The 14,003-nt window shown below is 70.8% G+C and carries 13 protein-coding genes and 1 riboswitch; of the genes, 10 read left to right on the forward strand and 3 right to left on the reverse strand.

Annotated features, from left to right (window positions below):
* Positions 1 to 4: 4 nt before the first annotated feature.
* Positions 5 to 117, forward strand: a riboswitch (TPP riboswitch).
* The 6 genes from thiO (at position 115) to ACFWRO_RS27530 (ending at position 5,866) form a co-directional block, all read left to right on the forward strand.
* Positions 115 to 1,317: a glycine oxidase ThiO gene (thiO, locus tag ACFWRO_RS27505; protein ID WP_384514263.1), complete on the forward strand. Its 1,203-nt coding sequence runs from the start codon at positions 115 to 117 to the stop codon at positions 1,315 to 1,317. (Overlaps the previous riboswitch by 3 nt.)
* Complete coding sequence (thiS, locus tag ACFWRO_RS27510) at positions 1,314 to 1,529, forward strand: sulfur carrier protein ThiS (RefSeq protein ID WP_384514264.1); 216 nt, start codon at positions 1,314 to 1,316, stop codon at positions 1,527 to 1,529. Before thiO ends, thiS begins: the two co-directional genes overlap by 4 nt.
* Before the next feature lie 5 nt (positions 1,530 to 1,534).
* Positions 1,535 to 2,329: a thiazole synthase gene (locus ACFWRO_RS27515; RefSeq protein ID WP_384514266.1), complete on the forward strand. Its 795-nt coding sequence runs from the start codon at positions 1,535 to 1,537 to the stop codon at positions 2,327 to 2,329.
* A gap of 111 nt (positions 2,330 to 2,440) precedes the next feature.
* Entirely contained in the window at positions 2,441 to 4,384 is a 1,944-nt protein-coding gene (gene pknB, locus ACFWRO_RS27520; RefSeq protein WP_384514268.1) for a Stk1 family PASTA domain-containing Ser/Thr kinase, read from the forward strand.
* 6 nt (positions 4,385 to 4,390) lie between these two features.
* Entirely contained in the window at positions 4,391 to 5,242 is an 852-nt protein-coding gene (locus ACFWRO_RS27525; RefSeq protein ID WP_384514269.1) for a deoxyribonuclease IV, read from the forward strand.
* 84 nt (positions 5,243 to 5,326) lie between these two features.
* Positions 5,327 to 5,866 carry a DUF4396 domain-containing protein gene (locus ACFWRO_RS27530; protein WP_384514271.1) on the forward strand — a complete coding sequence of 180 codons (540 nt, stop codon included), beginning with the start codon at positions 5,327 to 5,329 and terminating at the stop codon, positions 5,864 to 5,866.
* 33 nt (positions 5,867 to 5,899) lie between these two features.
* Here the strand turns inward: ACFWRO_RS27530 and ACFWRO_RS27535 are convergent, their stop codons facing one another.
* Entirely contained in the window at positions 5,900 to 6,532 is a 633-nt protein-coding gene (locus ACFWRO_RS27535) for a sulfite oxidase-like oxidoreductase (RefSeq protein WP_384514272.1), read from the reverse strand.
* A gap of 176 nt (positions 6,533 to 6,708) precedes the next feature.
* Between ACFWRO_RS27535 and bfr the strand changes: the two genes are divergently transcribed.
* Positions 6,709 to 7,185 carry a bacterioferritin gene (bfr, locus tag ACFWRO_RS27540; RefSeq protein ID WP_384514273.1) on the forward strand — a complete coding sequence of 159 codons (477 nt, stop codon included), beginning with the start codon at positions 6,709 to 6,711 and terminating at the stop codon, positions 7,183 to 7,185.
* Positions 7,186 to 7,208: 23 nt separating this feature from the next.
* Here bfr and ACFWRO_RS27545 read toward each other — a convergent pair whose 3' ends face one another.
* On the reverse strand, positions 7,209 to 7,454 hold the full coding sequence (locus tag ACFWRO_RS27545; RefSeq protein WP_384514275.1) for a bacterioferritin-associated ferredoxin: 246 nt from the start codon (positions 7,452 to 7,454) through the stop codon (positions 7,209 to 7,211).
* A 128-nt stretch (positions 7,455 to 7,582) separates the two neighbouring features.
* Positions 7,583 to 8,935, reverse strand: coding sequence for a class II 3-deoxy-7-phosphoheptulonate synthase (locus ACFWRO_RS27550; protein ID WP_384514277.1), 1,353 nt, complete (start codon positions 8,933 to 8,935; stop codon positions 7,583 to 7,585).
* A 157-nt stretch (positions 8,936 to 9,092) separates the two neighbouring features.
* On the opposite strand from ACFWRO_RS27550, the gene ACFWRO_RS27555 reads away from it, so the two are divergent.
* The 3 genes from ACFWRO_RS27555 (at position 9,093) to ACFWRO_RS27565 (ending at position 14,000) form a co-directional block, all read left to right on the forward strand.
* Positions 9,093 to 11,885, forward strand: a complete 2,793-nt coding sequence (locus ACFWRO_RS27555) for an N-acetylmuramoyl-L-alanine amidase (RefSeq protein WP_384514278.1) — start codon at positions 9,093 to 9,095, stop codon at positions 11,883 to 11,885.
* Positions 11,886 to 11,974: 89 nt separating this feature from the next.
* Positions 11,975 to 12,031 carry a trp operon leader peptide gene (locus tag ACFWRO_RS27560; protein ID WP_384514372.1) on the forward strand — a complete coding sequence of 19 codons (57 nt, stop codon included), beginning with the start codon at positions 11,975 to 11,977 and terminating at the stop codon, positions 12,029 to 12,031.
* A 100-nt stretch (positions 12,032 to 12,131) separates the two neighbouring features.
* The gene (locus tag ACFWRO_RS27565; RefSeq protein ID WP_384514279.1) at positions 12,132 to 14,000 is read left to right on the forward strand and encodes an anthranilate synthase family protein; all 1,869 of its coding nucleotides are present in this window, start codon (positions 12,132 to 12,134) and stop codon (positions 13,998 to 14,000) included.
* Positions 14,001 to 14,003 lie beyond the last annotated feature (3 nt).

A 14,003-nucleotide genomic window follows, 5' to 3' on the forward strand; every position in this document is an offset into this window, starting at 1 on the left:
AACGTAGAGCACTCGCGGGAGCCCGGACGCACCGGGCTGAGAGGGAGGCTGGCCGGCCTCCGACCGTACGAACCTGATCCGGGTCATGCCGGCGAAGGGAGGGGCTGGACGCCCATGTCGCGTACACGCAGTACGGGCAGTACAGGCAGTACACGCAGCACATGCAGTACCTCTGACGTTCTCGTCATCGGGGGCGGGATCATCGGCCTGGTCACCGCCTGGCGGTCCGCGCAGCGCGGGCTGTCCACGGCGGTCGTGGACCCCGAACCGGGCGGCGGGGCCGCCCGCGTGGCGGCCGGGATGCTCGCCGCCGTCACCGAACTCCACTACGGCGAGGAGACCCTCCTCGCCCTCAACCTCGCCTCCGCGCGCCGCTACCCCGCGTTCGTCGCCGAACTCCAGGACGCCACAGGGCACGACGTCGGCTACCGCGCCTGCGGCACGCTCGCCGTCGCGCTCGACGCCGACGACCGGGCCCATCTGCGCGATCTGCACGCCCTGCAGATCCGCTCCGGCCTGGAGTCGGAGTGGCTCAGCGGCCGCGAGTGCCGCCGCCTGGAGCCGATGCTGGCGCCGGGCGTGCGCGGCGGACTGCGGGTCGACGGCGACCACCAGGTCGATCCGCGCCGCCTCGCCGCCGCGCTCGTCACCGCCTGCGAGCGGGCCGGGGTGGTCTTCCACCGGAGCCTCGCCGAACGCCTTACGGTGGTACGGGACCGGGCCACGGGCGTGACGCTCACCGACGGCTCCGCCCTGGAGGCGGACCAGGTCGTGCTGGCCGCGGGCAGCCTCAGCGGCCGGCTCGCGGGCGTACCGCAGGAGGTCCTGCCGCCCGTACGTCCCGTCAAGGGACAGGTCCTGCGGCTCACCGTGCCGCCCGCGTTCGCGCCGTTCCTGTCCCGGACCGTCCGGGCGGTCGTGCGCGGCAGCCACGTCTACCTGGTCCCGCGCGAGAACGGCGAGCTGGTCGTCGGCGCGACCAGCGAGGAGCTGGGCTGGGACACCACCGTCACGGCGGGCGGGGTGTACGAGCTGCTCCGCGACGCCCACGAGCTGGTCCCCGGCCTCACCGAGCTGCCGCTCACCGAGACCCTGGCGGGCCTGCGCCCCGGCTCGCCGGACAACGCACCGCTGCTCGGCCCGACCGCGCTCGACGGCCTCCGCCTTGCCACCGGGCACTACCGCAACGGCGTGCTGCTCACCCCGGTCACCGGCGACGTCATGGCCGAGTTCCTCACCACCGGCGTGCTTCCTGACGAGGCCCGCCCCTTCACTCCCCGCCGCTTCTCCCCCGTACGACAGGAGCAGCCCGCATGACCGCCACGAACACGACCGTCTCCGTCAACGGCGAGGCGCGTGTCCTCGCCGCGCCCACGACCCTCGACTCCCTGGTCACCACGCTCACCGCCGCGCCCGCCGGCGTGGCGGCGGCCGTCAACGAGACCGTCGTGCCGCGCAGCCAGTGGTCCGCGACCGTCCTCGGCGAGGGCGACCGGGTCGAGGTCCTCACCGCCGTACAGGGAGGCTGAGCGCCATGTCCGACGACACCTTCCTCCTCGGCGGTACGGAGTTCTCCTCCCGGCTGATCCTCGGCACGGGCGGGGCCCCGAGCCTGGAGATCCTCGAACGCTCCCTCGCCGTCAGCGGCACCGAGCTGACCACCGTCGCCATGCGGCGGCTCGACCCGACCGTGCGGGGCTCGGTCCTCTCCGTCCTGGAGAAGCTCTCGATCCGCGTCCTGCCGAACACGGCGGGCTGTTTCACGGCGGGCGAGGCGATCCTGACCGCGCGCCTGGCCCGGGAGGCGCTCGGCACCGACTGGATCAAGCTGGAGGTCATCGCCGACGAGCGGACCCTGCTGCCTGACCCGGTCGAGACCCTCGACGCGGCCGAGACGCTGGTCGACGACGGCTTCATCGTCCTTCCGTACACCAACGACGACCCGGTCCTCGCGCGGAAGCTGGAGGACGTGGGGTGCGCGGCGATCATGCCGCTGGGCTCGCCGATCGGCTCCGGGCTCGGGATCCGCAACCCGCACAACTTCCAGCTGATCGTCGAGCGCGCCGGTGTGCCGGTGATCCTGGACGCGGGGGCGGGCACGGCCTCGGACGTCGCGCTGGCGATGGAGCTGGGCTGCTCGGCGGTCATGCTCGCCTCCGCGGTGACCCGGGCGCAGGATCCGGTGCTGATGGCGGAGGGGATGCGGCACGCGGTGGAGGCGGGCCGGCTGGCCCACCGGGCGGGCCGGATCCCGCGCCGGCACTTCGCCGAGGCCTCCTCCCCCACGGACGGCCGCGCGGTCCTGGACCCGGAACGCCCGGCGTTCTGAGCACGCGGGAGCCCTTCGGCGACCCCGAGGTGCCGTGCGTCGCGTCACAGGTGTGCTGCGGTCGGGCCGGTGGGGAACGGGGTGTCCTCACCGGCTCGTAAACTCGGGGCCGTGGACACGACCCTTCAGGACCCTCTCGTCGGGCAGCTGCTCGACGGCCGCTACCGCGTCGACGCGCGCGTCGCCGTCGGCGGGATGGCCACGGTCTACCGGGCCGTCGACACCCGGCTCGACCGGGTGCTCGCGCTCAAGGTGATGCACCCGGCCCTCGCCACCGACGCCGCGTTCGTCGAGCGGTTCATCCGCGAGGCCAAGTCCGTCGCCCGGCTCTCCCACCCCAATGTGGTGGGGGTCTTCGACCAGGGCGCGGACGGCGCGTACGTCTATCTGGCCATGGAGTACGTCGCCGGGTGCACCCTGCGCGACGTGCTGCGCGAGCGCGGGGCGCTCCAGCCGCGCGCCGCGCTCGACATCCTGGAGCCGGTGCTCGCCGCGCTCGGCGCCGCGCACCGGGCCGGGTTCGTGCACCGGGACATGAAGCCGGAGAACGTCCTGATAGGGGACGACGGCCGGGTGAAGGTCGCCGACTTCGGTCTCGTACGGGCGGTCGGCTCGGCCACCAACACCACGGGGTCGGTCCTGGGTACCGTCTCGTACCTGGCTCCGGAGCAGATCGAGCACGGCACGGCGGACACCCGCGCCGACGTGTACGCCTGCGGTGTCGTCCTGTACGAGATGCTGACCGGCTCCAAGCCGCACACCGGGGACACCCCCGCCCAGGTCCTCTTCCAGCACCTGAACACCGACGTCCCGGCCCCCTCGGCGGCCGTGCCCGGCCTCGCCCTCGAACTGGACGAGCTGGTGGCGACCGCCACCGCCCGCAACCCCGAGGTCCGCCCGTACGACGCCGTCGCGCTCCTCGCGCACACCCGGGAGGCCCGGGCGGCCCTCGGGGACGCGCAGCTGGACGCCGTACCGCCGCAGGCGCACGCCGAGGACCGTACGGGGGCGGACGACCGGACCAGCGTGATCCCCCGGGTCGCGCCGGCGGCCGCGCTTCCGCAGGACGACGTCCAGCACACCAGCCGGCTCCCCGTGCCGCCGCCCGAGCTCGCGCAGGAGCTCCGCTCCGAGGGCCGGGCGGAGCACCGGGACCGGGGACGGCGCCGGCCGCGCGGTCCGCTGCTCGTCGTCGTGGCGGTCCTGCTCGCCCTGGGGATCGGCGGGGGCGTCTGGTACATCAATTCCGGCCAGTTCACCCGCGTCCCCGCGGTCCTCGGCCAGAACGAGGCGAAGGCGACCGAGCGGCTCACGGACGCGGGGCTCGACGTCGGCGCGACGAAGCGGGCGTTCAGCGACGTGTACGAACGCGGCACGGTCATGGCCACCGACCCCGCCTCCGGCCGGCGGATCCGGGGCAACGGCACGGTCACGCTCACCATCTCCCGGGGCCCGGAGATCGTGAAGGTCCCCCGGCTCAAGGGGAAGCCGCTGGCGCAGGCCAAGCGGCTGCTCGCCGACGAGGGCCTCTTGGTCGGCGTGACGACCAGGGCTTTCAGCCAGGACATCCCGCAGGGCGCCGTGATCAGCTCCGACCCGGAGCCGGGCACCGAGCGCAGCCCCGACTCGGCCGTGGCGCTCGTGGTCAGCAAGGGCCGCCCGATCGACGTCCCGGACGTGGCCGGCGACTCGGTGGCCGACGCCACGAGCACGCTCCAGGAGGCCGGGCTCAAGGTGGAGATCGCGAGCGAGCAGATCCACTCCGCCGAGGCGGCCGACACGGTCGCGGCGCAGTCGCTCGCGGAGGGCAGCCGGGCCGCCAAGGGCGACCGGATCGTCCTCACCGTCTCCAAGGGGCCCCGGATGATCGAGGTCCCCGACGTGACGGGCGAGTCGACCGACTCCGCGCGCGCGAAGCTGGAGGGGGCGGGCTTCGAGGTGAAGGTCGAGAAGACCTTCCCCTTCCTCGGCGACACGGTCTCCGGCCAGTCGGTCGAAGGCGGCGCCACCGCCCCCGAGGGCTCCACCGTCGCCATCACGATCAAGGGACTGTAAGAACTCATGCGCAACCCCGTCGGCGGTCACGTCCCCGTGGCCGGCGGTCTCGCCACCGTCGGTCTCGGCTACGCCCGCGAACTGGGCGCGGAGACCGTCCAGGTCTTCGTCGCCAACCCGCGCGGCTGGGCCACGCCCGTGGGCAACCCGGCGCAGGACGAGCTGTTCCGCGCCGGATGCGAGGCCGAGTCCCTGTCGGCCTGGGTCCACGCCCCGTACCTGATCAACTTCGGCTCCCACACCGAGGCCACCGTCGAGAAGTCTGTCGAGTCGCTCCGGCACTCGCTGCGCCGGGGCCGCGAGATCGGGGCAAAGGGCGTGGTCGTGCACACCGGCTCGGCGACCGGCGGCCGTCCGCGCGCGGAGGCGCTGGCACAGGTACGGGAGCGGATGCGGCCGCTGCTCGAGGAGCTGACACACCCGGACGATCCGTTCCTGCTCCTGGAGTCGACGGCCGGGCAGGGCTTCTCGCTCTGCTCGCGCGCCGAGGACTTCGGCCCGTACTTCGAGGCCCTCGACCACCACCCGAAGCTCGGGATCTGCCTCGACACCTGCCACATCTTCGCGGCGGGCCACGATCTGACCGGCCCGCACGGCATGCGGCAGACGCTCGACCAGCTGGTGGCGACGGTGGGCGAGGGCCGGCTGAAGCTGATCCACGCCAACGACTCCAAGGACGTCGTCGGCGCGCACAAGGACCGGCACGCGAACATCGGGTCCGGGCACATCGGCGAGGACCCGTTCCGCGAGCTGATGCGGCACCACGCGACCGACGGCGTGCCGCTGATCATCGAGACGCCGGGCGGGAAGGAAGGCCACGTCGCGGACGTGGAGCGGCTGAAGAAGCTCCGGGGCTGAGATTCCCGTTGAGGAATACCCCTAGGGGGTATACGGTTCCTGGAGAGAAGCAGCAGGAACCGCCATCGGTCATTGGGGGAACCCATGCAGCACGAAGCGCACGCCGGCCGGCACGCCCACCACGACGGCCACGGCCACGACCACGGACAGGGCCACGGGCACGACCACGGGCAGACCCCGACCAAGGCCAGCTGGTCGATGGCGGCGAAGGCCACCCTGCACTGCCTGACCGGATGCGCCATCGGCGAGGTCCTCGGCATGATCATCGGCACCGCGCTCGGCTGGGGCAACGCCCCGACGATGGTCCTGGCCATCGCCCTGGCCTTCTTCTTCGGCTACTCGCTCACGCTCTGGGCGGTCGTCCACGCGGGCCTGAGCCTGAAGGCGGCCATCGGCGTCGCGCTCGCCGCCGACACGCTTTCGATCACCGTCATGGAGCTCGTCGACAACGGGGTGCTGCTCCTGGTGCCGGGCGCGATGGACGCGCACCTCTCGGACGCGCTCTTCTGGGGCGCCCTGGCCTTCGCCTTCCTCGTCGCCTTCCTGATCACCACACCCGTGAACAAGTGGCTGATCGGGCGCGGCAAGGGCCACGCGGTGGTCCACCAGTACCACCAGCACTGACCGAGCCACCGACCGAGCTCTGACCGATACCGATCAGAGCTCGGGGCCGTCCCCCGGCTCCTCCTGGTACGAGTACCGCTGTTCCTTCCAGGGGTCGCCGAGGTTGTGATAGCCGCGCTCCTCCCAGAAGCCGCGGCGGTCGGCGGTCATGTACTCCACGCCCCGGACCCACTTGGGCCCCTTCCAGGCGTACAGGTGCGGCACCACGAGCCGCAGCGGGAAGCCGTGCTCGGCGGTGAGCAGCTCACCGTCCTTGTGGGTGGCGAAGATCGTCTGGTCGGAGGCGAAGTCGGAGAGCCGCAGGTTCGCGCTGAAGCCGTACTCGGCCCAGACCATCACGTGCGTCACGTTGCCGGCCGGCGGGGCCAGATCCAGGATCGTCCGGGCGGGCACCCCACCCCATTCGGCCCCGAGCATGCTGAATTTCGTCACGCAGTGCAGATCGGCCACGACCGTCGCGAACGGCAGGGCCGAGAAGTCCTCGTGGTTCCAGCACCGCTTGTCGCCGTCCGCCGTCGCCCCGAAGACCCGGAACTCCCAGCGGTCGGGCTTGAACTTGGGGACGGGGCCGTAGTGGGTGACCGGCCAGCCGCGCTGCAGCCGCTGCCCCGGCGGAAGATCCGACTGCCCTGCTTCCCGGTGTACCCCGCTCTCCGGCTGACCCATGTCATCCATGGTGACAGACCGCGAGGGGTGGTCATGACCAGCCAACCTCCCCAGCAGGGCAGCTTTGGGGCAAGTCCCACTAAGCCTGCACTTACTGGACGGTCCCCAACCGTGGTGCAAGGATGCGGCCATCCTGCCCAGTCACGACTTAGACATGCGTGGAAGGAGCCTCTGCGATGCAGGGCGACCCCGAGGTCCTCGAGTTCCTCAACGAGCAGCTGACCGGCGAGCTGACGGCCATCAACCAGTACTGGCTGCACTACCGCATCCAGGACAACAAGGGCTGGACCAAGCTCGCCAAGTACACCCGCGAAGAGTCCATCGATGAGATGAAGCACGCGGACAAGATCACCGAGCGCATCCTGATGCTCGACGGTCTGCCCAACTACCAGCGGCTCTTCCACGTACGCGTCGGCCAGACGATCACCGAGATGTTCCAGGCGGACCGCCAGGTGGAGGTCGAGGCGATCGACCGCCTCAAGCGCGGCATCGATGTCATGCGGGCCAAGGGGGACATCACCTCGGCCAACCTCTTCGAGGAGATCCTTGCCGACGAGGAGCACCACATCGACTACCTCGACACGCAGCTGGAGCTGATCGAGAGCCTGGGCGAGGCTCTGTACATCTCGACGCTGATCGAGCAGCCGAGCTGATCAGCTGATCAGGCGGCAGCCGTCTAGGCGGCTTCGGACAGCTCGTCCGGTTCGCCGATCTCCGCGGTCAGGGCGGGCATGCCCTGGTCCAGCAGCTCCCGGCGCGGGCAGTTGCCGCGTCCGAGTATGGCCTGGATGCGCCTTACGCAGGATCCGCAGTCCGTACCCGCCTTACAGGCGGAGGCGATCTGGCGGGGCGTGCAGGCGCCCGCGTCCGCGTGCTCCTTGACCTGCTTCTCGGTGACACCGAAACATGAGCAGACGTACACGCGGATTCACCTCCCGCCGGATCGATAAGGCTAACCTAACCTTACCCGGCACCTACGAGGTGTAAAGCTCTGCACATGAATGGGGCGCGGATCACAGCGATCCGCGCCCCATCGTCGTACGAAGCTACTTACTGATCGCGGTACATCTCCGCCACCAGGAACGCCAGGTCCAGCGACTGGCTCCGGTTGAGCCGCGGGTCGCAGGCCGTCTCGTAGCGCTGGTGCAGGTCGTCGACGAAGATCTCGTCGCCGCCGCCCACGCACTCGGTGACGTCGTCACCGGTGAGCTCGACGTGGATGCCGCCCGGGTGGGTGCCGAGGCTCTTGTGGACCTCGAAGAAGCCCTTGACCTCGTCGAGCACGTCGTCGAAGCGCCGGGTCTTGTGCCCGGAGGCCGCCTCGAAGGTGTTGCCGTGCATCGGGTCGGTCACCCAGGCGACGGTCGCGCCGGAGGCGGTGACCTTCTCGACCAGCTCCGGGAGCTTGTCCCGGACCTTGTCGGCGCCCATGCGGACGATGAAGGTCAGCCGGCCCGGCTCACGGTCCGGGTCGAGCCGGTCGATGTACGTCAGCGCGTCGTCGACCGAGGTCGTCGGGCCCAGCTTGATGCCGATCGGGTTCGCGATCTGCGAGGCGAACTCGATGTGGGCGTGGTCGAGCTGGCGGGTGCGCTCACCGATCCAGACCATGTGGCCGGAGGTGTCGTACAGCTTGCCGGTGCGCGAGTCCGTACGCGTGAGGGCGCCCTCGTAGTCGAGCAGCAGCGCCTCGTGGGAGGCGTAGAACTCGACGGCCTTGAACTCGGCCGGGTCGGTGCCGCAGGCCTTCATGAAGTTCAGGGCGTTGTCGATCTCGCGCGCCAGCTGCTCGTAGCGCTGACCCGACGGGGACGACTTCACGAAGTCCTGGTTCCAGGCGTGCACCTGGCGCAGGTCGGCGTAGCCACCGGTGGTGAAGGCGCGCACCAGGTTGAGCGTGGAGGCGGAGGCGTTGTACATCCGCTTCAGGCGCTCGGGGTCCGGGATGCGGGACTTCTCGTCGAAGTCGAAGCCGTTGACGGAGTCGCCGCGGTAGGTCGGCAGGGTCACCCCGTCGCGGGTCTCGGTGCCCTTGGAGCGGGGCTTGGAGTACTGCCCCGCGATGCGGCCGACCTTCACGACGGGCACGGAGGCCGCGTACGTGAGGACGGCGCTCATCTGGAGCAGCGTCTTGAGCTTGGCGCGGATGTGGTCGGCGGAGACGGCGTCGAAGGCCTCGGCGCAGTCGCCGCCCTGGAGCAGGAACGCCTCGCCCCGGGCGACGGCTCCCATTCGGGCGCGCAGCTGATCGCACTCGCCCGCGAAGACGAGCGGCGGATACGACTCGAGGTCCGCGATCACATCGCGCAGAGCCTCGGCATCGGGGTACTCAGGCTGCTGCGCCGCGGGAAGGTCTCGCCAGGTGTTGCCACCGGTTGCGGTGGTCTTAGCGTTCACGGTCACAACCACCACATTACGGTGTCCGGCGCCGTGTCCATCGCGCCGCCCAATGGCTGAGACACGCGTCCGTCGTATCCGATGGCGATCATCACCCCATCGAGTGGTGTTACCCTCACGCGCGTTTAAACATCTGAGGCCTAAATACTTCACAGGGGTGGGCGTGAGCCAGGGGCACCGCAGGGACCGCAAGAAAAGACGGCTGCTTTACGGCGCGGCGGCGGCCGTCGTCGCGACGGCGACGATCGGCACGATCGCCGTCGCGTCTCCGGGCGTGCTGGGCTCCTCGGACGACAAGGGGGGCGGGGAATCGTCCCTGCAGTCGCAGTTCGCGGCGGCCGCCGAGGAGTTCGACGTTCCGAAGAGCGTGCTGATGGCGGTGTCCTACCGGCAGACGCGGTGGGAGTCGCATGACGGCGAGCCGAGCACGACCGGCGCGTACAACGTCATGGGCCTGACGAAGGTCGATCCCGAGGACCTGGAGTCCGAGGCCGACGACCACCGGCTCGAGCACATGAACCGGAGCGGCAAGGCGGAGATCGAGAAGACCTTCGATGCCGCCAAGGCGCTGCGCAGCCTGCCGAAGGAGACCGTCGACACCGACGACCCACGGCTGCACACCCTCGACAAGGCCGCCGAGCTGATCGACAGCTCCACCGACTCCCTGCAGAAGAACACGTCGGAGAGCATCCGGGCCGGCGCGGCCCTGCTCGCCGACTACCAGAACGAGGCGACCGGCAACCTGCCGGACGACCCCGGCGCCTGGTACCCGGCCGTGGCACGCTACAGCCAGTCGCCCGACAAGAAGGGCTCCGACCTCTTCGCTCAGCGCGTCTTCGAGTCGATCAAGACGGGCGAGGTCGAGGTCACCACCGACGGCGAGCGAGTGGTCCTGCCGGCCGATCCCTCAGTGCAGCCCGTCAAGCCGTCGAACGTGCCGCTCGCGGCGAGCTTCGCGAGCACGACCGACGCACCGGCTGTCGAGTGCCCGGTTGGGCTGAACTGCAACTTCGTTGCCTCCCCGACCTTCACCGCGGCATCCCGGCCCGACGGCCAGGGCGTCAGCATCCGGCAGATCGTGATTCATGACACGGAGGGCGGCTACGCCGGCTCGCTCGCCGCGCTCACCAACCCGGCGACGAAGGCGAGCGCGCACTACCTGATCCGCGCCTCTGACGGCCTCGTCACGCAGTTGGTGGAGAACAAGAACCTGGCATGGCACGGGGGCAACTGGACCCTCAACATGCACTCCATCGGCGTGGAGCACGAGGGTTACGCCATCAAGGGCGGCGGCGGCTGGTACACGGAGCCGCAGTACGAGTCCTCTGCGGCCCTTGTGAAGTTCCTGGCTGCCAAGTACGGCATCCCCGTGGACCGCCAGCACATCATCGGGCACGACGAGATCGGCGTGCAGCTCGACAGCTACATCAGCAAGACCCACTGGGACCCGGGCCCGTTCTGGGACTGGAACCGGTTCATGGCGAAGCTCGGCGCTCCCACGGGCGCGGGCGGCGCCGGCGGCCTGCTCCGAGTCGGCCAGGTGGTCCGCGTCGTTCCCCCGTTCACCACGGCGAACCAGCCGACGCTGACGTACTACGACGATGCGTCGAAGACGAACAAGACCGCCAAGGCCCAGCCCGCGAACTTCGGCTACCTCTACTCGTCGCCGTCGACAAGCGCGGCCACGATCACCGACCCGTACTTCTCCGCGCTCTGGTCCCAGGGCTCGAACTGGGCGAACAAGGTCCGGGCGGGCGGCACCTATGTCGTCGCCGAGACCCAGGGCGACTGGACCGCCATCTGGTACGCCGGTCAGAAGGCCTGGTTCCGCAACCCCGGCGGCCAGTTCACCGTGCCGGTGACCAGCGCGCCGACCCAGGTGAAGGCCAAGGCCGGTGTCACGGTCAAGATCTACGGGCGTGCCTACCCCGAGACCGCCGCGTACACCGCCGCGGGCCTGGAGGCTCCGACTGACAACCCGAACTATCTGTCGAAGTACAAGTTCACCACCGGCGCGTCCGGCGTGGCCTACGCGAAGGCCGGCCCCGCAGTGAAGGGCGACGACTGGTTCGGGTCGGCCCAGAAGAACGTCATCGGCAACGACGTCTACATCCCGATCCAGTACCACCACCGCCTGGCATGGGTGAAGGCGTCCGAGGTCCAGGAAGTGCCCGGCACCGCGCCCGTCACCAGCACCAACCGCTACAACCTCCTCGCCCGCGACGCCTCCGGCGTTCTCTGGCAGTACCAGGGCACCGGCAGCGCCTCCGCGCCGTTCCTCACGCGGTACCGCGTCGGCGCCGGGTGGAACATGTTCAACGCCGTCACCCCGATGACCGCGCTGCGCGCGGACGGCACGGGCGACATGGTCGCTCGGGACGCCGCCGGGATCCTCTGGTACTACAAGGGCACCGGCAACCCCTCCGCGCCGTTCAAGGCCCGGCTCAAGACCGGTGCCGGCTGGGGTGCGTACGACAAGATCGTCGGCACGCGCGACCTGAACGGGGACACCATCCCGGACCTGATCGCCCGTGAGAAGTCCGGCGTGCTCTGGTTCTACAAGGGCACGGGCAACCCGGCCGTGCCGTTCGCCGCGCGCACCAAGGTCGGTGCCGGCTGGCAGGCGTTCAACCAGCTCGTCTCCACCGGCGACCTCAACGCCGATGGCAAGGCGGACCTGATAGCCCGCGACGCCGCGGGCGTCCTCTGGTTCTACAAGGGCACCGGCAGCGCCACCACGCCGTTCGCCCCGCGCACCAAGGTCGGCGCCGGCTGGCAGGCCTACAACCAGCTCGTCGGCCCCAGCGACCTGAACGGCGACGGCAAGGTCGACCTCATCGCCCGCGACACGACCGGGGCGCTCTGGTACTACAAGGGCACCGGCAGCGCGACCGCCCCGTACGCCACCCGTACCAAGGTCGGCAGCGGCTGGCAGATCTACAACCTGATCTTCTGATCCACAGGTCGGCCCCTGGGGCCCGGCTCGCACCGTCCACGGTGTGAACCGGGCCCCTTCGCGCTGCCCGGCTGCGTTACAGTGCTCGCATGTTCGCGCAGACGACCCTGAACTGGTGGTGGACCGCTCCTCCGGCGGCCCACTGACTGCGCGTACCCCCACACCACACGCGAAGGCCGCCCGAGAGGGCGGCCTTCTGCGTTCCCAGGGCCGTTCCTCTCCGCACCACCGGAAGGAACACACCCCATGGACCTCTCCCGTCTCCTCGACGACTCCTGCCCTCCCTTCGCCCTGCTCCGCAGGCGCACCCCCGGTCGTGACCACGACACCGTCGAGGTGCTGATCGGCGCGGTGCACGAGGCCGAGCGGCTCGCCGAGTTGCCCGTCGGGGCCCTGCCGACCCTCGCCCTGGTGCCGTTCCGGCAGATCCGTGAGCGCGGATTCGACGTCCGTGACGACGGCACCCCGCTCTCCGTCCTCGTCGCCGAGGAGACGTACGAGCTGCCGCTCGCCGACGCGCTCGAACAGCTGCCGACGCACGCCGTACGGGTCGAGGGCGGCGGGTTCGACGTGTCGGACGAGGCGTACGCCCGGACCGTGCGGCGGGTCATCGAGGAGGAGATCGGCGCGGGCGAGGGCGCCAACTTCGTCATCCGACGGACGTACACCGGGGAGATCCCCGGCTTCGGGCGCGCCGACGCGCTCGCGCTGTTCCGGCGGCTGCTCGCGGGTGAGCGGGGCGCGTACTGGACCTTCGTCGTCCACACCGGCGACCGGACCCTGGTCGGCGCGAGCCCGGAGGTGCACGTGCGGATGGCCGGCGGGACGGTCGTCATGAACCCGATCAGCGGCACGTACCGCTACCCGGCCGGGGCCGCGCCGACCCCCGAGGACCTGCTGACGTTCCTGGCGGACCGCAAGGAGACCGAGGAGCTCTCCATGGTGGTCGACGAGGAGCTGAAGATGATGTGCACGGTCGGCGACATGGGCGGGGTGGTGGTCGGGCCCCGGCTCAAGGAGATGACGCACCTCGCGCACACCGAGTACGAGTTGCGCGGCCGCTCCTCCCTCGACGTACGGGAGGTGCTGCGGGAGACCATGTTCGCGGCGACGGTCACCGGCTCCCCGGTGCAGAACGCCTGCCGGGTCATCGAGCGGCACGAGGCCGGCGGACGGGGCTACTACGCGGGCGCCCTGGCCCTGCTCGGCACCGACGAGAACGGCCTCCAGACCCTGGACTCGCCCATCCTCATCCGTACCGCCGACATCTCCCGCGACGGGGCCCTGCGCGTGCCGGTCGGCGCCACGCTCGTACGCCACTCCGACCCCGCCGGCGAGGTCGCCGAGACGCACGCCAAGGCGGCCGGGGTGCTCGCGGCGCTCGGTGTGCGGGAGGGGCGGCCGCGTGACGAGGCACCGGTGGCGACCCGGCTCGCGGACGACCCCCGGGTGCGGGCGGCGCTGGACGCCCGGCGGGCCGACCTGGCGCCGTTCTGGCTGCGGATGCAGGTCAGGTCCGCCGAGCTGACCGGCCACGCGCTGGTGATCGACGCCGAGGACACCTTCACCGCGATGCTCGCGCACCTGCTGCGCTCCTCGGGCCTGGAGGTCTCCGTCGTCCGCTACGACGAGCCGGGGCTGCGGGAGCTGGCGCTCGCCCACGAAGGCCCTGTGGTGCTCGGCCCGGGGCCTGGGGATCCGTCCGACGCCGCCGATCCGAAGATGCGCTTCCTGCGCGGGCTCACCGCCGATCTCGTACGGGACCACCGGCACGGTCTCCTTGGCGTCTGCCTCGGCCACGAGCTGATCGCGGCCGAACTGGGCCTGGAGATCGTCCGCAAGCGCACCCCGTTCCAGGGCGCGCAGGTGCGGATCGATCTCTTCGGGCAGGAGCGGACGGTCGGCTTCTACAACAGCTTCACGGCCCGCTGCGACGAGCGGACCGCCACCGAGCTGGCCCTGCACCGGATCGAGGTGAGCCGGGACGAGGAGACGGGCGAGGTCCACGCGCTGCGCGGGCCGGGCTTCGCGGGGGTGCAGTTCCACCCGGAGTCGGTGCTGACGATGGAAGGGGCGGAGCTGACCGCCTCCCTGCTCGCCGGCGTGCTCGTCTAGGGC

This window comes from Streptomyces sp. NPDC058579 (assembly GCF_042718575.1).
Classification (GTDB): domain Bacteria; phylum Actinomycetota; class Actinomycetes; order Streptomycetales; family Streptomycetaceae; genus Streptomyces.

What these genes read in the sequence shown, in the direction of transcription:
- thiS (WP_384514264.1), top strand. Translation starts at nt 1,314, where the DNA reads ATGACCGCCACGAACACGACCGTCTCCGTCAACGGCGAGGCGCGTGTC.
- ACFWRO_RS27525 (WP_384514269.1), top strand. Translation starts at nt 4,391, where the DNA reads ATGCGCAACCCCGTCGGCGGTCACGTCCCCGTGGCCGGCGGTCTCGCC.
- ACFWRO_RS27535 (WP_384514272.1), bottom strand. Translation starts at nt 6,532, where the DNA reads ATGGGTCAGCCGGAGAGCGGGGTACACCGGGAAGCAGGGCAGTCGGAT.
- thiO (WP_384514263.1), top strand. Translation starts at nt 115, where the DNA reads ATGTCGCGTACACGCAGTACGGGCAGTACAGGCAGTACACGCAGCACA.
- ACFWRO_RS27530 (WP_384514271.1), top strand. Translation starts at nt 5,327, where the DNA reads ATGCAGCACGAAGCGCACGCCGGCCGGCACGCCCACCACGACGGCCAC.
- ACFWRO_RS27565 (WP_384514279.1), top strand. Translation starts at nt 12,132, where the DNA reads ATGGACCTCTCCCGTCTCCTCGACGACTCCTGCCCTCCCTTCGCCCTG.
- ACFWRO_RS27515 (WP_384514266.1), top strand. Translation starts at nt 1,535, where the DNA reads ATGTCCGACGACACCTTCCTCCTCGGCGGTACGGAGTTCTCCTCCCGG.
- bfr (WP_384514273.1), top strand. Translation starts at nt 6,709, where the DNA reads ATGCAGGGCGACCCCGAGGTCCTCGAGTTCCTCAACGAGCAGCTGACC.